This is a genomic window from Variovorax boronicumulans (assembly GCF_030812215.1).
GTDB classification, from domain to species: domain Bacteria; phylum Pseudomonadota; class Gammaproteobacteria; order Burkholderiales; family Burkholderiaceae_C; genus Variovorax; species Variovorax boronicumulans_C.
The window spans coordinates 235,961-259,914 of the sequence record NZ_JAUSSG010000005.1 but is presented as its reverse complement, the minus strand read 5'-3'; the positions used below and the strand labels follow the sequence as shown (position 1 = coordinate 259,914).

At 67.5% G+C, this 23,954-nt stretch carries 24 protein-coding genes; 17 read left to right on the top strand and 7 right to left on the bottom strand.

Translation table 11 applies throughout. From position 1 onward, the window contains the following. Positions 1–11: 11 nt before the first annotated feature. On the top strand, positions 12–2,000 hold the full coding sequence (locus tag J2W23_RS15750; RefSeq protein ID WP_307649386.1) for a sensor histidine kinase: 1,989 nt from the start codon (positions 12–14) through the stop codon (positions 1,998–2,000). Positions 2,001–2,022: 22 nt separating this feature from the next. Here J2W23_RS15750 and J2W23_RS15745 read toward each other — a convergent pair whose 3' ends face one another. Continuing rightward, positions 2,023–2,451 (bottom strand): GFA family protein, encoded by a 429-nt coding sequence (locus J2W23_RS15745; RefSeq protein ID WP_176660740.1) that lies wholly within the window; start codon positions 2,449–2,451, stop codon positions 2,023–2,025. Between the two features lie 30 nt (positions 2,452–2,481). Next, positions 2,482–3,195, bottom strand: coding sequence for a YebC/PmpR family DNA-binding transcriptional regulator (locus tag J2W23_RS15740; protein WP_176660741.1), 714 nt, complete (start codon positions 3,193–3,195; stop codon positions 2,482–2,484). Between the two features lie 140 nt (positions 3,196–3,335). Here J2W23_RS15740 and J2W23_RS15735 point away from each other — a divergent pair, with 140 nt between their 5' ends. Genes J2W23_RS15735 through J2W23_RS15720 form a run of 4 tightly spaced genes read left to right on the top strand, consistent with a single transcriptional unit; the run spans position 3,336 to position 6,203 of the window. Further along, positions 3,336–4,181: an isocitrate lyase/PEP mutase family protein gene (locus J2W23_RS15735; RefSeq protein WP_307649385.1), complete on the top strand. Its 846-nt coding sequence runs from the start codon at positions 3,336–3,338 to the stop codon at positions 4,179–4,181. A 39-nt stretch (positions 4,182–4,220) separates the two neighbouring features. Continuing rightward, positions 4,221–4,982 (top strand): energy-coupling factor ABC transporter ATP-binding protein, encoded by a 762-nt coding sequence (locus J2W23_RS15730; RefSeq protein ID WP_176660743.1) that lies wholly within the window; start codon positions 4,221–4,223, stop codon positions 4,980–4,982. Next, positions 4,975–5,568, top strand: a complete 594-nt coding sequence (locus tag J2W23_RS15725) for an energy-coupling factor transporter transmembrane component T family protein (RefSeq protein ID WP_307649384.1) — start codon at positions 4,975–4,977, stop codon at positions 5,566–5,568. The genes J2W23_RS15730 and J2W23_RS15725 overlap by 8 nt, the downstream gene beginning before the upstream one ends. Before the next feature lie 53 nt (positions 5,569–5,621). Continuing rightward, on the top strand, positions 5,622–6,203 hold the full coding sequence (locus J2W23_RS15720; protein ID WP_307649383.1) for a biotin transporter BioY: 582 nt from the start codon (positions 5,622–5,624) through the stop codon (positions 6,201–6,203). Between the two features lie 6 nt (positions 6,204–6,209). Here J2W23_RS15720 and J2W23_RS15715 read toward each other — a convergent pair whose 3' ends face one another. Beyond that, complete coding sequence (locus tag J2W23_RS15715; RefSeq protein WP_307649382.1) at positions 6,210–6,680, bottom strand: DUF6314 family protein; 471 nt, start codon at positions 6,678–6,680, stop codon at positions 6,210–6,212. Positions 6,681–6,935: 255 nt separating this feature from the next. Here J2W23_RS15715 and J2W23_RS15710 point away from each other — a divergent pair, with 255 nt between their 5' ends. Next, positions 6,936–7,316: a hypothetical protein gene (locus J2W23_RS15710; protein ID WP_013538875.1), complete on the top strand. Its 381-nt coding sequence runs from the start codon at positions 6,936–6,938 to the stop codon at positions 7,314–7,316. An 87-nt stretch (positions 7,317–7,403) separates the two neighbouring features. Here J2W23_RS15710 and J2W23_RS15705 read toward each other — a convergent pair whose 3' ends face one another. Beyond that, the gene (locus tag J2W23_RS15705; RefSeq protein WP_307649381.1) at positions 7,404–8,597 is read right to left on the bottom strand and encodes a hypothetical protein; all 1,194 of its coding nucleotides are present in this window, start codon (positions 8,595–8,597) and stop codon (positions 7,404–7,406) included. A 111-nt stretch (positions 8,598–8,708) separates the two neighbouring features. Here J2W23_RS15705 and J2W23_RS15700 point away from each other — a divergent pair, with 111 nt between their 5' ends. The 5 genes from J2W23_RS15700 (at position 8,709) to mnmA (ending at position 15,045) form a co-directional block, all read left to right on the top strand. Further along, positions 8,709–9,314, top strand: coding sequence for a DUF6891 domain-containing protein (locus J2W23_RS15700; RefSeq protein WP_307649380.1), 606 nt, complete (start codon positions 8,709–8,711; stop codon positions 9,312–9,314). Then, a complete protein-coding gene (locus J2W23_RS15695) occupies positions 9,287–11,185 on the top strand; it encodes a VanW family protein (RefSeq protein ID WP_307649379.1) in 1,899 nt (632 codons plus the stop codon). The genes J2W23_RS15700 and J2W23_RS15695 overlap by 28 nt, the downstream gene beginning before the upstream one ends. Continuing rightward, positions 11,182–12,855: an FxLYD domain-containing protein gene (locus J2W23_RS15690; protein WP_176660749.1), complete on the top strand. Its 1,674-nt coding sequence runs from the start codon at positions 11,182–11,184 to the stop codon at positions 12,853–12,855. The genes J2W23_RS15695 and J2W23_RS15690 overlap by 4 nt, the downstream gene beginning before the upstream one ends. 45 nt (positions 12,856–12,900) lie before the next feature. Next, positions 12,901–13,878 (top strand): LLM class flavin-dependent oxidoreductase, encoded by a 978-nt coding sequence (locus J2W23_RS15685; protein ID WP_307649504.1) that lies wholly within the window; start codon positions 12,901–12,903, stop codon positions 13,876–13,878. A 66-nt stretch (positions 13,879–13,944) separates the two neighbouring features. Continuing rightward, a complete protein-coding gene (gene mnmA / locus J2W23_RS15680) occupies positions 13,945–15,045 on the top strand; it encodes a tRNA 2-thiouridine(34) synthase MnmA (protein WP_176660750.1) in 1,101 nt (366 codons plus the stop codon). On the opposite strand, the gene J2W23_RS15675 is transcribed toward mnmA, so the two are convergent. The 3 genes from J2W23_RS15675 to J2W23_RS15665 form a co-directional block, all read right to left on the bottom strand. After that, positions 15,035–15,532, bottom strand: coding sequence for an NUDIX hydrolase (locus tag J2W23_RS15675; protein ID WP_307649378.1), 498 nt, complete (start codon positions 15,530–15,532; stop codon positions 15,035–15,037). The two genes, mnmA and J2W23_RS15675, sit on opposite strands and share 11 nt — an antisense overlap. 6 nt (positions 15,533–15,538) lie before the next feature. Beyond that, complete coding sequence (locus J2W23_RS15670; RefSeq protein WP_176660752.1) at positions 15,539–15,979, bottom strand: DUF4019 domain-containing protein; 441 nt, start codon at positions 15,977–15,979, stop codon at positions 15,539–15,541. A gap of 91 nt (positions 15,980–16,070) precedes the next feature. Beyond that, positions 16,071–16,775 carry a response regulator transcription factor gene (locus J2W23_RS15665; protein ID WP_176660753.1) on the bottom strand — a complete coding sequence of 235 codons (705 nt, stop codon included), beginning with the start codon at positions 16,773–16,775 and terminating at the stop codon, positions 16,071–16,073. A gap of 428 nt (positions 16,776–17,203) precedes the next feature. Between J2W23_RS15665 and J2W23_RS15660 the strand changes: the two genes are divergently transcribed. From J2W23_RS15660 to J2W23_RS15635, 6 genes are all read left to right on the top strand, one after another. Next, the gene (locus tag J2W23_RS15660) at positions 17,204–18,334 is read left to right on the top strand and encodes a Re/Si-specific NAD(P)(+) transhydrogenase subunit alpha (protein WP_307649377.1); all 1,131 of its coding nucleotides are present in this window, start codon (positions 17,204–17,206) and stop codon (positions 18,332–18,334) included. Positions 18,335–18,358: 24 nt separating this feature from the next. Continuing rightward, entirely contained in the window at positions 18,359–18,688 is a 330-nt protein-coding gene (locus J2W23_RS15655; RefSeq protein WP_176660755.1) for an NAD(P) transhydrogenase subunit alpha, read from the top strand. Next, positions 18,685–20,184 (top strand): NAD(P)(+) transhydrogenase (Re/Si-specific) subunit beta, encoded by a 1,500-nt coding sequence (locus tag J2W23_RS15650; RefSeq protein ID WP_307649376.1) that lies wholly within the window; start codon positions 18,685–18,687, stop codon positions 20,182–20,184. Before J2W23_RS15655 ends, J2W23_RS15650 begins: the two co-directional genes overlap by 4 nt. A gap of 108 nt (positions 20,185–20,292) precedes the next feature. Beyond that, positions 20,293–21,972 carry a long-chain-fatty-acid--CoA ligase gene (locus J2W23_RS15645; protein ID WP_176660757.1) on the top strand — a complete coding sequence of 560 codons (1,680 nt, stop codon included), beginning with the start codon at positions 20,293–20,295 and terminating at the stop codon, positions 21,970–21,972. A gap of 51 nt (positions 21,973–22,023) precedes the next feature. Continuing rightward, positions 22,024–23,028: an ABC transporter permease subunit gene (locus J2W23_RS15640; RefSeq protein WP_176660758.1), complete on the top strand. Its 1,005-nt coding sequence runs from the start codon at positions 22,024–22,026 to the stop codon at positions 23,026–23,028. Then, the gene (locus J2W23_RS15635; RefSeq protein ID WP_176660759.1) at positions 23,028–23,939 is read left to right on the top strand and encodes an ABC transporter permease subunit; all 912 of its coding nucleotides are present in this window, start codon (positions 23,028–23,030) and stop codon (positions 23,937–23,939) included. Before J2W23_RS15640 ends, J2W23_RS15635 begins: the two co-directional genes overlap by 1 nt. Positions 23,940–23,954: the final 15 nt, after the last annotated feature.

Genomic DNA, 23,954 nt, shown 5'->3' with positions numbered 1-23,954 from the left:
CCCGCGCCCCGATGAGCTCTCCCGTGGTGCCCCAGTTGCGTGCCTGGTTCGTCGAAGGCCTCTCGAAATACCGCGCCGCGCCCCTCTGGGCGAACGTGGTGCTCGCTGCTTCGCTCGCCCTCCTGGCGGTCATGATCGTCTTCTTCGGCGGCTCCTCCGCCGCACCGGGCGTGCGGGCGACCCAGATCACCCATGCCGACTGGCAGGTCACAGAAGCGCCGGGCTTCCGTGAACCCTCGATCGTCATGGACAGCCGGGCCCTGCCCGACACCTGGCAGCCCATCGAGCTGCCCCTGTCCCTGCCCATCGCGCTGCTGCGCCAGGCCGACGGCCGCTTCATCGCCAGCGCGACCCGCACCACCTGGCTGCGTGTGGCCGTGCACGACCTGCCCGTCACCACGGGACCGCTCGCGCTGTACGGCGTGCGCATCAAGACCGACGGCACCATCGCGGTGTATGCCGACGGCCGGCTGGTCCATCGCGCGCAGGAAAACGGACCGCTGTGGAACAGCACCCGCACACCGCTGTGGGTGGTGATCGAGAAGACGCCCGATGCGGTGCCGTTGAAGGAAATCCTCATCCGCCTGGAGCACACGCGCAATGCGCAGGTGGCGGTGTCCTCGTTGTGGCTGGGCCCGGTCGATTCGCTGAGGGACCGCTACAACAAGCGCCTGTGGTTCCAGCAGGACCTGCCCGCCATGCTCGGCGCGGCCTTCATGGCCGTGGGCCTGTTCGCGCTGTTCGTGTGGTTCAGGCGTCGGCACGAAACCGGCTACCTGCTTTTCTTCAACCTCGCGACCACGTCGTTCCTGCGGGGCCTGCATTTCTACGTGAGCCTGCCGGTGGCCAACGACTGGTTCGCCTGGCTGACGGTCAACTCGCTGTTCTGGCTGGTCGCGGTGGTGCACTTCGCGCTGCGCCAGTTGCACGGCCGCCGGCTCAAGTGGCTGACGTACGGCGTGGTCGGCTGGACCGCGCTGATCGGCGTGCTGACGCTGCCGGGCCTCGGCATCTTGACGAACACCCCGCAGGTCACGCCGCTCATCTACATCGGCGCGGCCTTCATGGGCGGTGCCGTCGCGCTGGTGGGCGGCATCAGCGCCTGGCGCCGCTCGAACGAGGGCCGGCTGGTGGCCGTCGGCATCGGCGTATGCGTGCTGCTGGGCCTGTCCGACTGGCTGCTGCAGAACAACTTCGCAAGCCCCGAGGGTTGGTACCTGGGGTCCTATACCAACGCCGTGACCTTCGCCGTCTTCGGCACGCTGATGTACCGGCGCTACGTCAACGCCATCGCCGAAGTGGAGCTGGTCAACGCCGGCCTGGCCGAGCGCCTGCAGGCGCGCGAGGCCGAGCTCGAACAGAGCCACCGCCGGCTGCGCGAGGTGGAGAAGCGCCAGACCATCAGCGACGAGCGCCAGCGCCTGATGCAGGACATGCACGACGGCCTGGGCTCGTCGCTCATCAGCGCGATCCGCTCGGTGGAGAACGGGCGCCTCAGCGACGAGAAGGTCTCGCACATCCTCAAGAGCTGCCTGGACGACCTGAAGCTCACCATCGATTCGATGGAGCCGCTCGAGGAAGACCTGCTGCTCCTGCTGGCCACGCTGCGCTATCGCCTGGGCCCCCGGCTCGAGGGCTCCGGCGTCGCGTTGCGCTGGGAGGTGCAGGAGCTCCCGCCGCTCGACTGGCTCGACCCGACGAGCGCGCTGCACATCCTGCGCATCGTGCAGGAGAGCATCGCCAACATCCTGCGCCACACGCGCGCCACCGAGATCCGCGTGGGCACGGCGCCCGAGGCCGAAGGCGTGCGCGTGACCATCCAGGACAACGGCCAGGGCTTCGACGTGGACAAGGCCATGGCCGAGGCCGGCGGGCGCGGCATGCAGAACCAGCTGCGCCGCGCGCAAGCCATCGGCGGGGGCGTCAGCTGGCGCTCTGGGCCGACGGGCACGCTGTTCACGTTGTGGCTGCCGCTGCAGCGCAAGCCGCGGAAGGTCTAGCGGTCTGCCTGACGACTGCTCATCAGTCGGCGCCCACGTGTCCCTGGTGCTGCGGCAGGTCGTCGTTGATGGTGAACCAAGGCGCCTTCGAGCCGACGAAGATGTGCGCGCTCGGCCGGATCGACGGATCGTCGACCAGCGTGCCCAGGGTCACGTGCACGAACATGCCCTCGCGCACCACCGAATAGAGGAACGAGCCGCACTTGCCGCAGTGGATGTCGCCGGCGTTTGCCTCGCCGTGGGTCAGGATCTGGTCGCTGCCTTGCGTGAGCGCCAGCTTGTGTCGCTCGATGCCGGCAAAGGGCTTGAAGGCCGAGCCCGTCGCGCGCCGGCAGTCCGCGCAGTGGCAGTTCAGGGCGTAGGTGAATTCGTCGGCCACCGCGTAGTGGACGGCGCCGCACAGGCACCGGCCGGCGAGGGTCCGGGTGGTCGGCGCCTCGGGACTCGTCACTTGCAATTCCCTCAACGGCCGCGCAGGGCCTCAGCCCGCCAGGCCCACGTACACGTTCTGCACGTCGTCGTTCGCGTCGATGGCCGCGAGGAAGACTTCGACTTCCTCCAGGGCCTCGGCGCTCAGGCTCGCCGGATCGACCGGGTTCTTCGGCTTGTAGCCGAGCTTGGCCGACAGCACGGTGAAGCCCTGCGCCGGCAGCGCGCGGCTCACGAGGTCGAGGTCGGTCGGGTCGGTCAGGAACACGGTGGCGTTGCTTTCGCCGGCTGGCTCGAAGTCCTGCGCGCCGGCTTCGATGGCGGCCACCTCGGCGTCGGCCGTGGCGTTGGCGGGCTCCGCTTCGATCATGCCGACGTGGTCGAAATCCCATGACACCGAGCCCGAGGTGCCCAGTTGTCCCTTGCGGAACAGCACGCGCATTTCAGGGGCGGTGCGGTTCACGTTGTCGGTCAGGCACTCGACCATCACCGGCACGCGGTGCGGCGCGAAGCCCTCGTAGATCACATGCTCGAAATGCACCGCCTCGCCCGTGAGGCCCGCGCCCTTCTTGATGGCGCGGTCCAGCGTGTCCTTGGGCATCGAGACCTTGCGGGCCTGCTCCACCACCAGCCGCAGGCGCGCGTTGGAGGCCGGGTCGGGGCCATTGCGCGCAGCCATCATGATTTCCTTGGCCAGCTTTCCGAAGAGGCGGCCCTTGGCATTGGCGGCCAGGTCCTTGTGCTTTGCTTTCCACTGTGCGCCCATGGCGGATGTTCCTTCGATTCGGGGCAGCTACTGTAGCCGCAGCGCGCCGGGCCGCAGTTTTCTCCAAGTTTCGGGGAGCGGGGCGCCGCTACGCTCGGCGCGTTCCCATATCCCCCATCCATCGATACAGACGACACACCATGCCCTCCATCGAAACAAGACGACAGCAAACGGAAACCTTCCACCGGCTGCACGCCGGGCCCGATCCGCTGGTGCTCGTGAATGCGTGGGACGCGGTCAGCGCGCGGCTCGTCGAGCGCGCCGGGGCCAAGGCCATCGCCACCACCAGCGCGGGCATCGCCTGGGCGCTCGGCTACCCGGACGGCGAGCGGGTGCCCGTCGACGAGCTGCTCGCCGCCACCGCGCGGATCTGCCGCGTGACCGGCGTGCCGGTCACCGTCGACATCGAACGTGGCTTCGGCGACAGCACCGAGGCTGTGTGCGAGGTGGTGCGTGCGCTCATCGACATGGGCGTTGTCGGCATCAACATCGAAGACGGCACGCTGCCCGGCACGCGGGCGCTTGCACCGCCGGAGATCCTGTGCGAGCGCATCGAGGCGCTGCGCCGGCTCGATGCGCGCTTTTTCATCAACGCACGCACCGACACCTATTTCGTCGCCAACGACGACCCCGCCGCCCGCTACGAAGACACGCTGCGGCGCGCCCGGCGCTACGCATCGGCCGGCGCCGACGGCATCTTCGTGCCGGGCATGTCGAAGCTCGATGAAATCGCAGGTCTCGCCGCCGCGGTGCCTTTGCCGGTGAACGTCTACGCCGGTCACACCCAGGCGCCGCCGGTCGCGGTGCTTGCAGGCGCAGGCGTGCGCCGCATCAGCCTCGGCTGCGGTCCCCTGCAGGCGGCGCTCGGACTGCTCGGCCGCATCGCCGCCGAGGCCTTCGACGGCAGCGACGCCGGCTTTCGCGCGATGGGCGCCGGGATGCTGTCCGCAGGCGAGGTCAACGCGCTTTTCTCCGGCGCAGCCTGAGAACGGGCGCGGGAAGGCTTGGGGTACAGTGGCGACCCCTTGCCGCAGCCGACCCCTATCGACCCCCTTGTCCCGTACAGCATCCGCCTCGAATCGGTCACGCTGGTTCGGGGCGAACAGCGCGTTTTCGACGGGCTGACGCTCAGCCTCGACGAAGCGCGCATCGGGCTCGTCGGTGACAACGGCGCGGGCAAGAGCAGCCTGTTCCGCCTCATCAGCGGGCTCGACCAGCCGCAGCAGGGACGTGTCGTGGTGCACGGCTGCGACACGCGGGGCACGCAGGCCGACCGCCGCCAGCTTTCGCAGCACGTGGGGCTGATGTTCCAGAACCCCGACGATCAGATCATCTTTCCCACCGTGGCCGAGGAGCTCGCATTCAGCCTCACCGCGCGCGGTGAAACGCGGCAGGCGGCGCGCGAGCGGGCACGCGAATTCCTGGCCGAACGCGGACTCGCGGCATGGGCCGGGCGCGCCATCGGCGAACTCAGCCAGGGGCAGCGCCAGCAGGTGTGCCTGCTCGCGCTGCAGATCGGCCGGCCCGCCACGCTGCTGCTCGACGAGCCCTTCGCGAGCCTCGACCTCCTGAGCCAGGCGCGGCTCGCGACGCAGCTCGAAGAAGCCACCAGCCAGCAGATCGTCGTCTCCACGCACCTGCTGGAACATGTGTACGACTTCGAGCGCGTGCTGTGGCTTGAACAGGGCCAGGTGCGCGCCGACGGGCCGGGCCACGAGGTGTGCGAGGCCTATGCCGAGAACGTGAGACAGCGCGCCGCGGCCGAGCGGGGTGCCGGCCGTGCGTAGCCTCTACTCGTCGCATCCGACCTGGATGCATGCGCTGCCGGCGTGGGTCAAGCTCGCGGTGCTTTCTGTGTGCGGCACGCTGCTGGTGCTGGTCGAGCGGCCGGTTCACCTGGGCATCGCCTGCATCGTGGTGCTGCTGCTCTTCGCGTCGCTCGGCCGCACGGCGTGGCTGCGCGTGCGGATGCTGGTGGGCATCGCGATCGGCTGCGCGCTGATCGTCGGCTTTCACTGGTTCCTTGGTACGACTGCGCTCGGCGTGGCGAGCGCGCTGCGGCTCGCGAGCGCGGCCGTGCTTGCGCTGATGCTGACACTCACCACGCGCTTCGAAGACTTGCTGGCCGTGCTCGAAGCCGTGATGCGACCGCTGCAGCGTTTTGGCGTGCCGACCGAGCGGATCGCCTTGGGCATCGGGCTGATGCTGCGTTTTGCCGAGAACTTCTATGTGCAGTGGCAGCGCCTGGACGATGCCTATCGCGCCCGCGCAGGGCACGGCGGCGGACTGCGCCTCTTGGCGCCGCTGACCATCCGCACGTTGCAGACTGCCGAGCGCGTGGCCGATGCGCTGGCTGCGCGGCTGGGGCGCTAGCCTGCCTGCGCGGCGCAGAATTCCAATTACCCCTCTCCTGGATCGCGACTGCCATGACCACCACCGGCTCCTCCATCACCTCGTCCCGCTCGCTCTCGTACATCGCGCTGTTCGCCGCGCTGATGGCGGTGTTCGGCCTGATCCCCAAGGTCGACCTGCCGTTCGGCGTGCCGATCACGCTGCAATCGCTGGGCGTGATGCTGGCCGGCTGCCTGCTGGGGCCGCGGCGCGGGTTCTTCGCCATCGCGCTCTTTTTGCTCGCGGTGGCGCTCGGACTGCCGCTGCTGCCGGGTGGGCGGGGGGGGCTGGCGGTGTTCGTCGCGCCGGCCGGCGGCTTCCTGTTCGGCTGGATGTTCGGCGCTTTTGCCTGCGGCCTCCTGATGCGCCGCATGGCGGGCGCGACCGGCAAGGGGCTGCTGGCGGCGGCGTTCCTGTCGTCGGTGGTCGGCGGGATCGTCGTGGTCTATGCCTTCGGCATCGTCGGGCTCTCGCTGATCGCCCACATGTCGCTCGCGCAGGCGGCGCTGGCGATGCTGGTGTTCATTCCCGGCGACCTCATCAAGTGCGGCATTTGCGCGATGCTCGTGCAGACGGTGATGCGCGGCATGCCGAGCTGGCGGCTCGACCGCGATTGACCGGGGCTACGACCCGCGCCGCTTGAACACGGTGCGCGAGAGGTAGTCCTTGCGCGGGCCCTTCACCAGGTGCTCGATGACGAACGAGCCATCCGCGCGGAACCGGTAGACGCTGTCGTATTGGTCGGCAACGCAGAGGTGGCCTGCCGAGCCGACGAGTTCGTCGCCTTCGCGCACGATGGCGATTTCGTGGAAGAGCCGCAACGGCGTCTCGGCAAAGTACACCGAGAAGCCATCGGCGATGCCCTCGAAGACGTACTCGCGGTGTCCGTCGAACGACTGTCCGTCGGGCAGATGAATCCGGCCTTCTTCACGGTATTTCAGCGAGCCGCCATCGAGCCGCGTGAATCGGGCGGTTCCGAGCATCGTGGCCTTGCCCTCGATGAGGCGGTCCAGGTCCCAGGCGCCTTCCAGCAGACCGAAGACCGTGTCCGGCGTGCCCCAGCAGGCAAGAGGCGGCAGGGGCGTCGTTTCCATGCCCGCACTCTAAGCCAGCCCGGGTTCCCTGACCTTTGAGCATTGATTGTTTCCGTTCTGTGAACGCCGCGGTTCCTTTTGCTAAGGGTTTTTACGTAGATGGCGCCGCACAATACATCCACAGACCGGCCCCCAAGCCGATCTGGGTGAACAGGGCCCCGAGCGAGGTGGCCGCCCCCGGAGGGACGGTGACCCACCCAAGACCGGTTCGAAATCATCCAAAGCAAAAACTGAACTGAATTGAAGGAAATCCAAATGACCGCCTCGAAGATCCTCTCCGCCGTTGCTGTTGCCCTGATGGCTGTTGCCGGTGCCGCCCACGCTGAAAGCTATGACGGCGTGCACCAGCTGACCTCGGCCGCTTCCCGCGCCGACGTCGCCAGCCAGGCCGTGGTTGCCGCGCACAGCGCCAACCCGTACGCCACCGGCGCCAATGCAGGCCCTGCGCAAGTGTTCGTCTCCTCGACCAGCCGCGCTGCCGTCCGTTCGGAAGCTGTTGCCGCCGCACACAGCGCTGACCCGTACGCCGAAGGCGCATCGGCTGGCGTGGCCCCGCTGGTCGCCAGCACCGTGGACCGCAACGCCGTTCGCGCCGCAGCCCGCGCTGCCGCTCGTGGCGACGCACTGCCGCTGTAATCCATCAGGAGCACCAGCGCTTGTCGAAGCCGGCCCTGCGAAAGCAGGGGCCGGCTTTTTCTTGTGGTCTCGTTTCGGACACCTGGGTCAGCGCGCGGCCAGCGGCCGCAGGCCGGCGACGACGAAGGGCGCGCTGTCCGGCGCGACCGCTTCGTGCAGCGTGACGAACCACTGCGCCGATGCGTCGCCGGACGCGGGGCGCGCGCAAAGCTCGCACGCATAGAGCACCCGGCCGACGCGCGTCGTCTCATCACGCACGGCAACCGCCTCGTCGCAGCATTCGTCCACCACGGTCCAACGTCCGTCGGCTTCGTTGCGGACCGACCGCCGCATCAGCCGCACGGCAATGCGCTCCGGCGCCACCGTGCGTTCGCCGTCATGCGCTTCGGGCACGGTCGCCAGCAGACGCATGTCGAGTGGCTCGCCGACCCGAAAGCCTTCTCCGCGCTCCAGCGACATGCCGCTCAAGGCCACGCGCACACGGCGCCGCTGGCGCAGGGTCGTGGCGACAAAGACCACCGTCAGCACCGAGAACATCGCAAACACCGGCAGGCCGACGACCATCCAGAGCCATTTCCAACCGCCGGCCAGCGCCCAGGTCATCGCCCTGACGCCGAAGACCGCGAAAAAGGCCAGCACGGCGAGCGCGACGAACCAGGACACCCAGTCGCCGATGGACCTGCGCACGCGTTCCGTGGCTTGCGGCGCATCGGAGGTCCATTCGGTTGCCAGCGTTTCATCGACCGGTGACAGGCCGGCAGATCGTGGATCGGGCCATGGCGCCCAGAAATCGTCCGCCGTGTTCTCCAGCGCAATCCATTGGAGATCCGTCCAGGCCGGCAGGTAGGCGGTGGCGGTTTCCTCGCCTTCCACCCGCAGCGTGGTGCCTGTCGCGCCATCGGGCGTCGCCTCCTCGAAGCCGCGCGGGTACACGCCGGGCGCCCGGTGCATCCGCCGCTCGTGCAGGTCGACGATCAGCGTGTCGCCGCCGGCCTCCACCGCCTGGTAGCGACCGTCGGGCGAGGCGTACCCGTCCCCCGGCGCGCGTCCGGACAGGTGGGCGATCAGTGCGACGGACGGATGAAGGCGGGCCATGGAAGAGGCGACGAGCATAGCCATGAAGCCGGCGTTCCCAGGTGGCCCCATGCCGGTGCGCCCCTCGGCCGAAAGTTCACGCCGTCTGGCCGTGCGGTGGGCGATGACTGGGCCAAAAGGCGCATTGCCTTGCCGCAGCGCATCAATCATGATGGCGGCGCGGAAGAGATGGCCTTCCGACCTCATGCTTTCGCATTACTGCGCCACTGTGGTGCGGACACGCGAAAATAGGACGACGTTTCCGCCAGGAAAAATGAAAGCATGACCCGTCGCCCGTGACGCGACAACCCAACACGCATGGCTCTAACTCTCGACCCTGAAGATACGCGCGGACGCATTCACGATCTCGTGTGGTGCGGCTTCTATCCCGATTCCGATGTCGAGTGGATGATCACCGACGAGTATCTGGACCCCGACGAGCTCACGAGCGAAGACAGGGCCTGGGTCAAGGCCGAAGCGGCGAGTATCTGTGCCGCCAAGCACGCAGCCGAGGCCGAGTGGCCGGCGGAGACCGAGTACGACCGGCTCGAAGCGGTGTTCGCCCAACTGCGCAGCGAAAAGGTCATTGCCCTGCACCGCGCCGGCAACACACTCTCCGACGGCCACGACGATGTGCGCGAGCACTGGCGCGCGGCGGGGCGGCTGGCCTCGGGCATCCGGGGCTGCTGCTTCTATCACTCGCAGGACCTGGACACGGCGGTGCGCACCGGCCGGCTGCACCTGGCGTTCAGCGGCGGGATGATTCCCGAGATCGAGCAGCGCGAGGCCAACACCGTGGTGATCGGCCACCGCATCGTCGAACTGCTGCGCGCGGCCGGCTTCCAGGCGCACTGGAGCGGCAACATCAACGAGCGCATCGAGGCCGACCTCGGCCAATGGCGCAAGCGAGGCCCGTCGGTGTGAGCGTGCGGGCCTGGCAGCCGCCGCGCCGCATCGACGCCATCGATTTCTGGCTGCGCTCCCGGTTGCTGGCCAGCGCCCACGCGCTGCGCGAGGCGCTGCGTCCTTCGGCGCGGCGCTGGCAGGGCACCACATGCGACACGCAGGCACTGGCCGATGCGCCTGTGCTCGCCCAGTACCGAACGCCGCTGTGGTCCGACGGACGCGCGGACGAATTTCCCCTGGTGGCCGGCAAGGTGCAGAACCTGCGCGTGGCGCGCCGCGCCTTCGATGCCATCGAGGTGCCCGCCGGCGAGGTGCTGAGTTTCTGGCGACAGCTGGGCCGGCCGAGCGCTTCGCGCGGCTTCGTGCAGGGTCGCGAACTGCGCGGCGGCTGCGTGGTGCCGACGCTGGCCGGGGGCCTCTGCCAACTCTCGAATGCGCTCGCCACCGTGGCAGCCCGCGCCGGGCTCGAACTGGTGGAGCGCCACGGGCACACCGCGCGCATCGAGCAGGCCGCCGATGCGGCGGGCGATGCCGTGGATGCGACCGTGTTCTGGAACTACGTCGATCTGAAGGTGCGGGCGAAGCACGCTTGGCGGCTCGAGGTCGAGTTGACCTCCGACGAGCTGGTGCTGCGCATCCGCGCGCGTTCGCCAATCGCGATGCCGGCGGTGCCGATGGCGCCACCGGCATCGCGATTGGCGAGCGAAGAGGGCGCCATCGCTGCGCTGCCATTGCTGCCGCTGGCGCGTGGTTGCCTCAGCTGCGACCAGACGGCCTGCTTCCGGCACCGCCCGCTCCCTGCCGTGGCGCAGCAAGGGCGCACGGCCGTCCTGCTCGATGCATGGACGCCTGAGTTCGCGCGCTATCTCGCCGCACACCACACCGAGGCCGACCGCATGCATCCGGTGCCGCTACGGCTCGCGTTCCGGCATGCCGGGCCGGCCACCGGCTGGCACCGGGAAGCGGTCGCGAACGGCGCTGCATCCGTCCGATCGCCGTGGTGGACCAGCCTGCGCCGCACCGTGTGGCTGCGACTCTGGGCGCGCCATGCGGGCCGGCGGCAGGGCAGCCTGATCGACGGCCAACGCTGGCTCGCGCTCGCCTTCGCCGCGCGCCTGAAGCCCGAGCACACCCAACTGGTGATCGACCAGGCGCTGTTGCCGCATCTGCAGCAACTCGGCGCGCTCGACGGCCGCCGTGTCACGCTGCTGGCCGGCGCCTTGCCGATGGCGGAAATCGAGCGCCGGCTCGATGCAGCCGCACAGCGCTGGCCCGACGACGCCACGCTGCGCGACTTTCGTGCGGATGCCGCGCTCGTGCAGGCGGAGGCCGCGGCGTTGGCGCGGGTGGCAGCGGTGGTCACGCCGCATGCCGAAGTTGCGGCGCATCTGGCCGCGATGGCGCCGCGGGCGGCATTGTTGCGGCTCGACTGGGTGCTGCCTGCTGCTCGCGGCATCGATGCCGTCGATCCTGCGGGCGATGCGCCACCGCTGATCGTGTTCGCCGCGAGCGCGCTTGCGCGAAAGGGTGCACGCGAGCTGGCCGCGGCACTGCAAGGCTGGCCGTGCCGCCTGCGCGTGCTCGGATCGCCCTCGGACGATGCGCAGCTCTGGCGCGGCATCGGCAGCGTCGAGCACATGCATTGGCGAGGCGACGGATCGAACGGCGCCCGCGTGGTCGTGCTGCCCGCGCACATCGAGCACGCGCCGCGCGCACTGCTGCGCGCCCTGGCGGCCGGCGTGCCGGTGGTGGCATCGGACGCCTGCGGCCTTGCCGGACTGCCCGGCGTGCGTGAAGTGGCGGCGGGCGATGTGGAGGGCCTGCGTGCGGCATTGAAGGATGCCTGCAACGCGGACGACGACAACAAGAACGACGAAGGCGATTCATGACCATCGATCTCCAGACGCTCAAGTGCGGCGAATGCGGCAGCAGCGTGCTCAGGCGCACCGGCCTGAACGAATACACCTGCGATCACTGCGGCTCGGTCACGCTGGTGGAGGACAAGGTCTCCGACCGGCTCGAGCGCGTGCTGGACCAGGTCAAGAACGAGGCGGGCCGGCGGCTCGCGGCCGAGGAGGCGTTGCGGCAGAAGCTGATGCTGCGCAAGGTCGGCATCGGCATTGCCGCCGTCCTGGCCGTGGTGCTGGTGGCGCGCATCGCCGAGCTGCTGATCGCGTCGCGCCAGCCCGACGGTGCGCAGCCCGCGGTGGCCGCGTTTGTCGACCGCACCATCCCGGTGGACGGCCTGAAGCTGGGCGAGCCGCGGCAGGTGCTGGTGGGCAGCGGCAGTTCGGCACAACCCAAGCTGTTGGTGGTGGCGCGCAACGAAACCGGCAAGCCGCTGTCGCGCGCGGGCATCCGTGCGACCTACTACGACGGCGACAGCAAGGTCGACGAGCGCACCGAGACGCTGCCGATCTTCGTGCTGGAGCCGGGCGAGAGCGCGCCCACCTTGATCGACATGCCGAACGGAAAGAATGTCACGCGGCAGGAGCTGCAGGTGCAGAAGCTCGCCGAGCCCTACACCGCGGTCGAGGGGCCGCGCATGACTTTCTCGCGCGTGCGGCTGGTGCAGCAGGGCGAGCGCGTGCGGCTGGTGGGCCGCATCGACAACACGCGCAAGGACGCGGCCATCGTCGGCGGCATCGATGTGCTGGCCACGCTGTACGACGACGCGGGGCAGGTGATCGGCTTCGGCCATGGCTATGCGCAGGCAACTGAACTCAAGCCCGGTGCGCAGACCTCGGTGGACGTGAGCGTCGCCCGCTTCGGCCGCGGGGCGGCGATCGCAGCCTGGGACTACCGCATCGGCTACAACATCGTCGATGCCTCGGGCTCGCGCACGCCGGTGCTCAACGCCGACCGGGTAATTCGCACCGCAGCCGGGCCGGAAAACTTCAACCCCGACCTGCGCCTGGGCACCGAGGACCTGCTGGCCGAGGGCAGCGAGCGCTTCGATCCGAAGGACCTCGAGCTGCTGCCGTTGGTCGATGGGCGCAACAACATTCAGCAGCGGCTCTTTCTGGGCGAGCTGGTGAACCGCAGCACCGATGCGATCGTGCTCGCGCCGGGCGGCGTGATCTCGCGCTTCAGCGGGAGCAAGGCGCATGGCACGACGAACATCACGGGACTGGCGTACCTCTATCCGGGCGAGCGCTTTCCGATCTTCCTGGAGCCGGAGGACATGGAGCGTTTCACCTCGACCCGCATCGAATGGAAGCCGATGCGCCGCGCCGCGTTGCCGGGACCGCGCAAACCGCTCGAAGTGAAGGTGACGGGCACCAAGGCCGAACTGGGCAGCGTGCTGCTCAACTTCAGCCAGCGCTTCACCTACAAGAGCGTGGAGGTCACCGGCAGCGTGAAGAACCCGGGCAACGCCATCGTCGGCAAGGTGCGGCTGTGGGTGAGCCTGCGCGACCGCAACGGGCAGCTCACCGGCTTCAAGCTGGTCGACAACCTGCCGGCCATCGCGCCGGGCGAGAGCGTGCCGTTCCAGGTGAACGTGGAGCAGAACGGCCGCGACTTCGCGAGCGTGACCACGCTATATCAAACCGAATAGCCCCTGCGGCGGCGGCGTTGGACGGATCGCGCCATGATGGCGCCCATGATTCCGTTCTCGATCCTCGACCTCTCCCCCATCACCGAGGGCAGCGACGCCGCGCAGTCGTTCCGCAACTCGCTCTCGCTGGCGCAGCACGGCGAAAAGCTCGGCTACACGCGCTACTGGCTCGCGGAGCACCACGGCATGCCGGGTATCGCGAGCGCGGCCACGGCGGTGCTGCTGTCGTACATCGGGGCGGGCACCTCGTCCATTCGCATCGGCGCCGGCGGCGTGATGCTGCCGAACCACTCGCCGCTCGTCATCGCCGAGCAGTTCGGCACGCTGGAGTCGCTGTATCCGGGGCGCGTCGACCTGGGCCTGGGGCGGGCACCCGGGTCGGACCAGCGCACAGCGCGCGCGCTGCGGCGCAATCTCGAATCGGATGCCGACCAGTTCCCGCAGGACGTGGTCGAGCTGATGGATTTCATGTCCAAGACGCCGCAGCAGCCGGTGCGGGCCGTGCCCGGCGCGGGGCTCGAGGTGCCGGTGTGGATCCTCGGCTCCAGCACCTTCGGCGCGCAACTCGCGGCGCACCTGGGCCTGCCTTATGCGTTTGCCTCGCACTTCGCGCCGCAGCAGATCATGCAGGCCATCCAGATCTACCGCGAGACCTTCAAGCCGTCGGCACAACTGAAGAAGCCGTACGTGATGCTGGGCTTCAACGTGTTCGTGGCCGACACCGACGAGGAGGCCGAGTTCCGCGCCACCTCGTGGCAACAGGCTTTCGTCAACCTGCGCAGCGGCCGCCCCGGCCGCTTGCCGCCGCCGGTGGAGAACTACCGCCAGAAGATCGGACCCGCGGAAAACGCGCTGCTCGACTCGGTGCTGTCGTGCTCGGCGGTCGGCTCGGTCGAGACGGTGCGCAAGGGCGTCGAGGCTTTCGTCGCCCGCACCGGGGCCGATGAATTGATGATCACGTCGCAGGTGTTCGACCATGCGGCGCGGCTGCGCTCCTACGAGCTGCTGGCGGGCATCCGCTAAGGGCGCCAGGGCACATTTCCCCCACGCCGGAAGCCGCTACCCCAGGGCTGGGACAATGGCGGGCTTATGGCAAAGCAACGGATCGTGGTCGGACTGAGCGGCGGAGTGGACTCCGCCGTCACCGCGCACCTGCTCAAACAGCAGGGGCACGAGGTGGTCGGCATCTTCATGAAGAACTGGGAAGACGACGACGACAGCGAGTACTGCTCGTCGAACATCGACTTCATCGACGCCGCCAGCGTGGCCGACGTGCTGGGCATCGAGATCGAGCACGTCAACTTTGCCGCCGACTACAAGGACCGCGTATTCGCCGAGTTCCTGCGCGAATACAAGGCGGGTCGCACGCCGAACCCCGACGTGCTGTGCAACGCCGAGATCAAGTTCAAGGCTTTTCTCGACCACGCGATGCGCCTGGGCGCCGAAAAGATCGCAACCGGCCACTATGCGCGGGTGCGACTGAACGAGGCCACCGGCCGGCACGAACTGCTCAAGGGGCTCGACCCCTCCAAGGACCAGAGCTATTTCCTGCACCGCCTGAACCAGGCGCAGCTGTCCAAGACGCTGTTCCCGGTCGGCGAGCTGCACAAGACCGAGGTGCGCCGCATCGCCGAGGAAATCGGCCTGCCCAACGCGAAGAAGAAGGACTCGACCGGCATCTGCTTCATCGGCGAGCGGCCGTTCCGCGACTTCCTGAACCGCTACATCTCCAAGGAGCCGGGGCCGATCAAGGACGACCGCGGCCGCAAGCTCGGCGAGCACCAGGGCCTGAGCTTCTACACGCTGGGGCAGCGGCAGGGGCTGGGCATCGGCGGCGTCAAGGAGAAGGGCGCGCAGCGCGGCTCGGGCGACCATTCGCCGTGGTTCGTGGCGCGCAAGGATGTCGAGAAGAACACGCTGTGGGTGGTGCAGGGGCACGACCATCCGTGGCTGCTGTCGTCGGCGCTGAACGCGGACGATGCGAGCTGGGTGTCAGGCGAGGCGCCGGCGCCGGGCAGTTATGGTTCGAAGGCGCGCTATCGGCAAGCCGATGCGGGATGCGAGCTGTCCGATGGTGCGAATGGCGCTTTCAGCCTGCGCTTCGGCGCGCCGCAATGGGCTGTGACGCCGGGACAGTCGGCCGTGCTCTATGACGGCGAGCGCTGCCTCGGGGGCGGCGTCATCGTTTGACCGGCGGCGGGGTCCGCACCGATTCGTCGATGTGGACCAGTGCGAGCGGGTGGCGCTGGCCGGCCAGGTAGTCTTCGACGCACTGCAGCAGCAACGGGCTGCGATGCCGCGCCACGCTGGCGCGGATTTCGTCGGGCGTCATCCACAGCGTGCGCACGATGCCTTCGTCTAGCGCGCGGCCTTCTTCTTTCGCGCCGAGCACGCCGGCGAAAGCGAAGCGCATGTAGGTCACGTCTTCTCCCCGCTCGGCCTTCGGGCGCGAGCGCGCCATGTAGATGCCGACGAGCGCCGTGGGAGTGAAACGATGGGCGGTTTCCTCGAGCGTTTCGCGGATGCACCCTTCGGCCGGCGATTCGCCCGGATCGAGATGGCCGGCGGGCGTGTTGAGCATGAGGCCGTCGGGGGTCTGCTCCTCGACCAGCAGGAAGCGGCCGTCCTGCTCGATCACCGCGGCGACGGTGACGTTGGGCTTCCAGCGCGCGGCCATGCCTGGCTAGCGCAGCACGTAGCCGCTGAAGCGCCAGGTGCGGTCGCGGTCGAGGTGAAAGCTCACGAGTTCGCGCAGGGTGCCGTCGGACTTGTTGGCGAAGCGGGTCTCGTATTCGACGCTGACGTACTGGCCGGCGGTGTCCGCGTCGGCATCGGCCACGACCTGGCGGTTGACCGCCACCCAGGTGCGCTGCTGGGGCGCGCCGAGCGAGGCGCGGCTCTTGGCGACCTGGCCGGTGAAATCGGCGCGGGTCACGCGCTTGCGGGTGGCCGGCGTGGCGCCGTCCCACAGTTCGCCGGCCTTGCCCTGGTCGATCATCTGGATCGCCTGCATGCCGCCGCGCACCATGTCGCTGGGCTCCACGATGTCCTGCGCGGCCGCCAGGCCGGTGAAGCTGCTCCAGAGCAGTGCGGCGGAGACCAGCAGCCGGGTCATGCGGTTCATCGTCTCTTTCCTTGTTGCGGGAGTGCAGTTGGAGACTGTAGCCGGGCGGAGATTCCCCGCCTGTCGGGTTGGCGCCACGCTGCGCCGGGTGTCATCGCGGGGGCAGGGTGTTCGCTTCGATCGTTTCAAGCCGGTAGCCCAGCCCATAGATGGCCAGCAGCAGGAAGCCGTTCGCGGGGCGAAGATCGAGCTTGGTTCGCAGGCGCGACACGTGGGTATCTAGCGAGCGCGAGAGCGCCTCGACGCCCAGCCCCCACACCGCCTCGTGCAGGTGCTCACGCGAGAGCAGCCGACCGAGGTTCTGGAACAGGAAGAGCGCCAGCTCGTACTCGCGGTTCTTCAGTTCGACCAGCTTGCCCCGGACCTTCAGCATGCGCGAAGGCGGATAGAAGTGGTATGGGCCGAAAACCAGTTCGGACTCGTGCTTCGCGGGGTAGGACCGGCGCAGCAGTGCGGTGACGCGGGCTTCGAGTTCGCCTGCCCGGATGGGCTTGGCCATGAAGTCGTCGGCGCCGCTGTTGAGGGCCTCGACCATGTCGGCTTCATCGCGCCTGTCGGTCACGAAAAGTATGGGCAACCGGCTCTTGAGTTCGTGCCGGATGGCCTTCACCACATCGAGCCCCTTGATATCCGGAAGACTCCAATCGAGGATCAACAAGTCGAAGGTCTGCCTGCGCAAGGACTGCAGCAGCGTTCTTCCTTCGGTGTACATGTGGGACTCGTGCCCGAGTCCCGCCATGGTGTGGTTGATCAACTTGAGCTGTTCCGCCCCGTTGTCCAGTACGGCAATTCGCATTCCATCCCCTTTTCCTCCCTTCGCCAGCCTCAGTGAGCGGACGATTGACAGGAAGTGTATCTATCTGCGTCTGACGTAAAAAATAGAGATTGCAACTAATGCACGCAAATTGCGTTTTTCGAGCTCAAGCTAAACATAGTTGACTACAGTTAAATACAAATGCTGTTATTCGCTCACTCGGCGTTTACGCATTGGTATTGATCCGTGGGTTCTTGATCGGGGTCAAGACGCCGGCCGGGGCTTCGGGCGAGACTGCCGGCTCTGACCCGCAAATACCCGAAGTTGCTATAAATTGAATAGCTATATCGATAGCATGCATGGGGCTTGGCAGGCAAATTCGTTGCGACATTCTTGCGACACGAGCATCTGTAATCTTGCTGTAAGCTCTGCCCGCATTCCGTGCTGCCCCTTCCCCTGAGGAGATCTCTATGCTGATAGGCGTGCCTGCCGAAACCGCGGCTGGCGAAACCCGAGTGGCCGTCACACCCGAAACGGTGAAGAAAATGGTCGCTTCCGGGCACATCGTTCGTGTTCAGTCGGGGGCCGGCGTTGCAGCCAGCGTCACCGATGCGGCTTACCAGACCGCCGGCGCGGAAATCACCGACCAGGCGGGCGCGTTGTCAGCCGACATGGTGCTCAAGGTGCGCACGCCCAGCGATGCCGAGGCTTCGCTGATGAAGTCCGGCGCCGTCGTCATCGGCATGCTCAATCCGTTCGACGCCGCGGGCCTGCAGCGCCTGGCGTCGGCCGGCGTCACCGGCTTCGCCCTCGAAGCCGCGCCGCGCACCACCCGCGCCCAGAGCATGGACGTGCTCTCCTCGCAAGCCAACATCGCCGGCTACAAGGCCGTGATGATCGCGGCCGACCGCTACCAGCGCTTCTTCCCGATGCTCATGACTGCGGCCGGCACTGTGAAAGCCGCACGCGTCGTCATCCTGGGGGTCGGCGTGGCGGGACTGCAGGCGATCGCCACGGCCAAGCGGCTGGGTGCCGTCATCGAAGCCTCCGACGTTCGCCCGAGCGTCAAGGAGCAGATCGAATCGCTGGGCGGCAAATTCATCGAGGTCTCCTACGACACCGATGAAGAGAAGGAAGCCGCCGTCGGCGTCGGCGGCTACGCCAAGCCGATGCCCCCGAGCTGGCTCGCACGCCAACAGGTCGAGGTCGCCAAGCGCGTGGCGCTGGCCGACATCGTCATCAGCACCGCGCTCATTCCCGGCCGCGCCGCGCCGACGCTCATCACCGAGGACATGGTCAAGTCCATGAAGCCCGGCTCGGTGATCGTGGACATCGCAGCCGGCAAGGGCCCGGGCGGCGTCGGCGGCAACTGCCCGCTGTCGGAAGCCGACAAGACGGTCGTGAAGCACGGCGTGACCATCGTCGGCGAGACCAACCTCGCGGCGCTCGTGGCAGCCGACGCATCGGCGCTCTATGCGCGCAACGTGCTCGACTTCCTCAAGCTCATCGTCACGAAGGAAGGTGCGCTCAAGATCGACCTCGAAGACGACATCGTCGCCGCCTGCCGCGTCACGCAGGACGGCCAGGTCACGAAGAAGTAAGCGAACACGCGAGGAGAAGAGCCCATGGATCCCGTTTCCCACACAGTCATCAACCTGATCATCTTCGTGCTGGCCATCTACGTGGGCTACCACGTGGTCTGGACCGTCACCCCCGCGCTGCACACGCCGCTGATGGCCGTGACCAACGCGATCTCGGCGATCGTGATCGTGGGCGCCATGCTGGCTGCCGCGCTCACCACCACGCCGCTGGGCAAGACCATGGGCGTGCTGGCCGTGGCGCTCGCCGCGGTGAACGTCTTCGGCGGCTTCCTCGTCACGCGGCGGATGCTCGAGATGTTCAAGAAGAAGGACAAGAAGAGCGCTCCCAAGGCCGAAGAAGGAGCCTCCAAGTGAGCATGAACCTCGTCACGCTGCTGTACCTCGTTGCCAGCGTCTGCTTCATCCAGGCCCTGAAGGGGCTGTCGCATCCCACCACCTCGATCCGCGGCAACATCTTCGGCATGACCGGCATGGCGATCGCCGTGCTCACGACCATCGCGCTGATCCATGGACAGGCGCGTTCGCTCAACGTCGACTTCGGCACCGGCCTCGCATGGGTGCTGGCGGCCGTGGTGATCGGCGGCGGCCTGGGGGCCTTCATGGCCAACAAGGTCGAGATGACCAAGATGCCCGAACTGGTCGCCTTCATGCACAGCATGATCGGCCTGGCCGCGGTCTTCATCGGCGTGGCCGCCGTGGCCGAGCCCTGGGCCTTCGGCATCACCGCCGCGCCCGTGGCCGCGCTCATCGGCGCGCAGACGCCGGACGGCGCGGTCGTTCTCGACGGCTTCGTGCGCTACGCCATTCCCGCGGGCAACCGGCTCGAACTGTTCCTGGGTGCGGCCATCGGCGCCATCACCTTCAGCGGCTCGGTCATCGCCTTCGGCAAGCTCTCGGGCAAGTACAAGTTCCGTCTGTTCCAGGGCGCGCCGGTGCAGTTCTCGGGCCAGCACATGCTGAACCTCGTGCTGGGCCTGGCCACGGTCGGCCTGGGCCTGGTGTTCGTCTTCACCGAAAGCTGGCCCGCATTCTTCGCGATGCTGGCGCTGGCCTTCGTGATGGGCGTGCTCATCATCATCCCGATCGGCGGGGCCGACATGCCGGTGGTGGTGTCGATGCTCAACAGCTACTCGGGCTGGGCGGCCGCAGGCATCGGCTTCAGCCTGAACAACGCGATGCTGATCGTGGCCGGTTCGCTGGTGGGCTCTTCGGGCGCCATCCTCTCGTACATCATGTGCAAGGCGATGAACCGCTCGTTCTTCAACGTGATCCTGGGCGGCTTCGGCGGCGAGGCGTCCACGGACAGCGGCGCGGCCAAGGAGCAGCGCCCGGTGAAGACCGGCAGCGCCGACGACGCGGCCTTCGTGCTCGGCAATGCCGAGACCGTGGTGATCGTGCCGGGCTACGGCCTGGCCGTCGCACGCGCGCAGCATGCGGTGAAGGAGCTCGCCGCCAAGCTCACCGAGAAGGGCATCACCGTCAAGTACGCCATTCACCCGGTGGCGGGCCGCATGCCCGGCCACATGAACGTGCTGCTCGCCGAGGCCGAGGTGCCCTACGACCAGGTGTTCGAGATGGAAGACATCAACGGCGAGTTCGGCCAGGCCGACGTGGCGATCATCCTGGGCGCCAACGACGTGGTGAACCCTGCCGCGCACACCAAGGGCAGCCCGATCTACGGCATGCCGATCCTGGAAGCCTACAAGGCCAAGACGGTCATCGTGAACAAGCGCTCCATGGCCGCGGGCTACGCAGGCCTGGACAACGAGCTCTTCTACATGGACAAAACCATGATGGTTTTTGGGGATGCGAAGAAAGTAGTGGAAGATATGGGCAAGGCCATCGAATAGGCCGGCGATCCGGGCTCGCTGCAATGCGGGCCAGATCATCGCGGCGCCATTCGAGCGCCGTTTTCGTTTCAATTACCCGCAGTTCCAAGACCTGGAGGAGACACATCCATGACCGACCGCCCCTGGCTCAGCAGCTACCCGCAAGGCGTGCCCGCCGACATCGACGCTTCGCACTATTCATCGCTGGTCGGGCTCATGGAAGAGAGCTTCACCAAGTACGCCGACCGCACCGCCTACAGCTTCATGGGCAAGGATGTGAGCTACGCGGAGACCGACAGGCAGAGCAAGGCGTTCGCCGCCTACCTGCAGGGCCTGGGCCTCGTCAAGGGCGACCGCGTGGCCGCGATGATGCCCAACTGCCCGCAGTACCCGATTGCGGTGGCCGCCATCCTTCGCGCCGGCCTCATCCTGGTGAACGTGAACCCGCTCTACACGCCGCGCGAACTCGAGCACCAGCTCAAGGATTCGGGCGCCAAGGCCATCGTCATCATGGAGAACTTCGGCACCACGCTGCAGCAATGCATCGCGGCCACGCCGGTCAAGCACATCGTGCTCACCTCGATGGGCGACCGCCTCGGTTTCCTCAAGGGCGCGCTGGTCAACTACGTGGTGCGCAACGTCAAGAAGATGGTGCCGCACTTCAGCCTGCCGGGCGCCGTGCGTTTCAACGATGCGCTCGACAAGGGCGCGAGCCGCACGTTGCAGGCCCCGCCCATCGGCTCCGACGACGTGGCCGTGCTGCAGTACACCGGCGGCACCACCGGCGTGTCGAAGGGTGCGGTGCTTCTGCATCGCAACGTGATCGCCAACGTGCTGCAGTCCGAGGCCTGGAACGAGCCCGCGATGGCACTGATACCGGCCAACGAGCAGCCCACCAGCGTGTGCGCGCTGCCGCTGTATCACATCTTCGCGTTCACGGTCGGCATGATGCTGAGCATGCGCACGGGCGGCAAGCTGATCCTGATTCCGAACCCGCGCGACCTCGCGGGCGTGCTGAAGGAATTGTCCAAGCACACGATTCACAGCTTCCCCGCCGTCAACACGCTCTTCAACGGCCTGGCGAACCACCCCGACTTCAACACCGTCAACTGGAAGAACCTCAAGGTCTCGGTGGGCGGTGGCACGGCGGTGCAGGCCGCGGTCGCGAAGCTCTGGCTCGAGAAAACCGGCTGCCCGATCTGCGAGGGCTATGGCCTGTCGGAGACTTCGCCTTCGACCACCTGCAACCCCACCAACAGCAAGGCCTACACCGGCACCATCGGCCTGCCGCTGCCGGGCACCTGGCTCAAGCTCCTGGACGACGACGGCAACGAAGTGCCGACGGGCCAGCCCGGCGAAATCGCCATCAAGGGCCCGCAGGTGATGGCGGGCTACTGGCAGCGCCCCGACGAGACCGCCAAGGTCATGACGCCCGACGGCTACTTCAAGAGCGGCGACATCGGCGTGGTCGACGAGCGCGGCTACTTCAAGGTCGTCGATCGCAAGAAGGACATGATCCTGGTGTCGGGCTTCAACGTGTACCCGAACGAGATCGAGGACGTCGTTGCACAGATTCCGGGCGTGCTCGAATGCGCGGCGGTCGGCGTGGCCGACGACAAGACCGGCGAGGCCGTGAAGCTCGTAATCGTGAAGAAAGACGAGTCGCTTACCGAGGCGCAGGTGCGCGAATACTGCAGAGCAAACCTTACGGGTTACAAGCAGCCGCGAATCGTAGAGTTTCGTACGGACCTGCCCAAGACGCCGGTCGGAAAAATCCTTCGCCGCGAGCTGCGCGACGCCAAGAAGTAAGGGTTCGGCCCGGGTAGGGCCACGGCATCGATCTTGCATATTCGCGGGTCGATGTTCAGATTCATATTGACCCGCGTGAGCCTGCTGGTGCCGACCTTCATCGGCATGACGCTGCTGGCCTTCTTCCTCATCCGGCTCGTGCCGGGCGACCCCATTGAAACCATGGCCGGCGAGCGCGGGATCGATCCCGCGCGCCATGCCGAACTGCGCACCGCCTACGGTTTCGACAAGCCGATCCTCGTGCAGTACGGCATCTACATCGGCCGCGTGCTGCATGGCGATCTCGGCAAGTCGATCATCACGCAGGACAAGGTGATGAGCGAGTTCCTCGCGCTCTTCCCCGCCACCGTCGAGCTCGGCGTGTGCGCGATCCTTTTCGCGCTGCTGCTGGGCCTGCCCGCCGGCATCCTCGCGGCGGTGCGGCGCAATTCCATCTTCGACCACGGCGTGATGGCCACATCGCTCACCGGCTACTCGATGCCGATCTTCTGGTGGGGGCTGCTGCTGATCCTGTTCTTCTCGGTGCAGCTCGGGTGGACACCCGTTTCCGGGCGCATCGCGGTGCAGTATTTCATCGAGCCCGAAACCGGCTTCCTGTTGATCGACTCGCTGCGCGCCGGCGACACCGATGCCTTCTGGTCGGCGCTGCACCACCTGATTCTTCCGGCCATCGTGCTGGGCACCGTGCCCCTCGCGGTGATTGCGCGCATGACGCGCTCGGCCATGCTCGAAGTGCTCGGCGAGGACTACATCCGCACCGCGCGCGCCAAGGGCCTTTCGCGCTTTCGCGTGGTGGGCCTGCATGCGTTGCGCAACGCGCTGATTCCGGTCGTGACGGTGATCGGGCTGCAGGTGGGCGTGCTCTTCACCGGCGCGATCCTCACCGAGACGATTTTTTCCTGGCCCGGCGTCGGCAAGTGGCTCATCGAAGCCATCGGCCGGCGCGACTACCCGGTGCTGCAGGGCGGCATGCTGCTGCTCGGCGGCATCGTGATGCTGGTCAATCTTCTGGTCGACGTGGCTTACGGCGTCATCAATCCCCGCATTCGACGCTGATGAACACGACTTCGACCCCCTCCATTCCGACGACCGGTGCGAGCACCGCGCCGCCCGGCCCCTGGCGCGAGTTCTGGACCGCCTTCTCAGCGAACCGCGGCGCGGTCATCGGGCTCGCCACCATCGTCGTGCTCTTGCTTGTGGCGCTGTTCGCGCCGTGGATCGCACCGCACGCGCCCAACGAAACCAACAGCGCCGTCTTCCTGCAGCCACCGGCCTGGCAACAGGGCGGCTCGATGAGCTACCTGCTGGGCACCGATGCCATCGGGCGCGACATTCTTTCGCGCCTCATGTACGGCGCGCGGCTCTCGCTGTCGATCGGCGTCGCAGTGGTGGCGCTGTCGGTGGTGGCAGGCGTGGTGCTCGGCCTCATCGCGGGCTTTTTCCGCGGCGTGCTCGAGATCGCGATCATGCGGCTCATGGACATCGTGCTCACGCTGCCGAGCCTGCTGCTCGCCATCGTGATCGTCGCGATCCTCGGCCCGGGCCTCATCAACGCGATGCTCGCGGTGGCCATCGTGGTGCTGCCGCACTATGTGCGCATCACGCGCGCGGCCGTCATCGCCGAGGTCTCGCGCGATTACGTGACTGCGGCGCGCGTGAGCGGCGCCGGCACGCTGCGCCTCATGTTCCGCGAGGTGCTGCCCAACTGCGCGGCGCCGCTGATCGTGCAGGCCTCGCTGGGCATTTCCACCGCCATCCTCGATGCGGCGGCACTCGGCTTCCTCGGCCTCGGCGCGCAGCCGCCATCGCCCGAGTGGGGAACGATGCTGGCCGATGCGCGCGAGTTCGTGCTGCGCGCCTGGTGGGTCGTGACCTTCCCGGGTCTGGCGATCCTCGCGGCGGTGCTGGCTTTCAACCTGCTGGGCGACGGTCTGCGCGATGCGCTCGACCCGAAGCTCAAGCGCTGAATCAACGCAAAGGAG

Excerpts from the sequence above, each read along its gene's own strand:
- J2W23_RS15750 (WP_307649386.1), top strand. The coding sequence starts at position 12 with ATGAGCTCTCCCGTGGTGCCCCAGTTGCGTGCCTGGTTCGTCGAAGGC.
- J2W23_RS15740 (WP_176660741.1), bottom strand. The coding sequence starts at position 3,195 with ATGGGCGCACAGTGGAAAGCAAAGCACAAGGACCTGGCCGCCAATGCC.
- J2W23_RS15735 (WP_307649385.1), top strand. The coding sequence starts at position 3,336 with ATGCCCTCCATCGAAACAAGACGACAGCAAACGGAAACCTTCCACCGG.
- J2W23_RS15720 (WP_307649383.1), top strand. The coding sequence starts at position 5,622 with ATGACCACCACCGGCTCCTCCATCACCTCGTCCCGCTCGCTCTCGTAC.
- J2W23_RS15715 (WP_307649382.1), bottom strand. The coding sequence starts at position 6,680 with ATGGAAACGACGCCCCTGCCGCCTCTTGCCTGCTGGGGCACGCCGGAC.
- J2W23_RS15710 (WP_013538875.1), top strand. The coding sequence starts at position 6,936 with ATGACCGCCTCGAAGATCCTCTCCGCCGTTGCTGTTGCCCTGATGGCT.
- J2W23_RS15705 (WP_307649381.1), bottom strand. The coding sequence starts at position 8,597 with ATGAGGTCGGAAGGCCATCTCTTCCGCGCCGCCATCATGATTGATGCG.
- J2W23_RS15700 (WP_307649380.1), top strand. The coding sequence starts at position 8,709 with ATGGCTCTAACTCTCGACCCTGAAGATACGCGCGGACGCATTCACGAT.
- J2W23_RS15695 (WP_307649379.1), top strand. The coding sequence starts at position 9,287 with ATGGCGCAAGCGAGGCCCGTCGGTGTGAGCGTGCGGGCCTGGCAGCCG.
- J2W23_RS15690 (WP_176660749.1), top strand. The coding sequence starts at position 11,182 with ATGACCATCGATCTCCAGACGCTCAAGTGCGGCGAATGCGGCAGCAGC.
- J2W23_RS15685 (WP_307649504.1), top strand. The coding sequence starts at position 12,901 with ATGATTCCGTTCTCGATCCTCGACCTCTCCCCCATCACCGAGGGCAGC.
- mnmA (WP_176660750.1), top strand. The coding sequence starts at position 13,945 with ATGGCAAAGCAACGGATCGTGGTCGGACTGAGCGGCGGAGTGGACTCC.
- J2W23_RS15675 (WP_307649378.1), bottom strand. The coding sequence starts at position 15,532 with ATGGCCGCGCGCTGGAAGCCCAACGTCACCGTCGCCGCGGTGATCGAG.
- J2W23_RS15670 (WP_176660752.1), bottom strand. The coding sequence starts at position 15,979 with ATGAACCGCATGACCCGGCTGCTGGTCTCCGCCGCACTGCTCTGGAGC.
- J2W23_RS15665 (WP_176660753.1), bottom strand. The coding sequence starts at position 16,775 with ATGCGAATTGCCGTACTGGACAACGGGGCGGAACAGCTCAAGTTGATC.
- J2W23_RS15660 (WP_307649377.1), top strand. The coding sequence starts at position 17,204 with ATGCTGATAGGCGTGCCTGCCGAAACCGCGGCTGGCGAAACCCGAGTG.
- J2W23_RS15655 (WP_176660755.1), top strand. The coding sequence starts at position 18,359 with ATGGATCCCGTTTCCCACACAGTCATCAACCTGATCATCTTCGTGCTG.
- J2W23_RS15645 (WP_176660757.1), top strand. The coding sequence starts at position 20,293 with ATGACCGACCGCCCCTGGCTCAGCAGCTACCCGCAAGGCGTGCCCGCC.
- J2W23_RS15640 (WP_176660758.1), top strand. The coding sequence starts at position 22,024 with ATGTTCAGATTCATATTGACCCGCGTGAGCCTGCTGGTGCCGACCTTC.
- J2W23_RS15635 (WP_176660759.1), top strand. The coding sequence starts at position 23,028 with ATGAACACGACTTCGACCCCCTCCATTCCGACGACCGGTGCGAGCACC.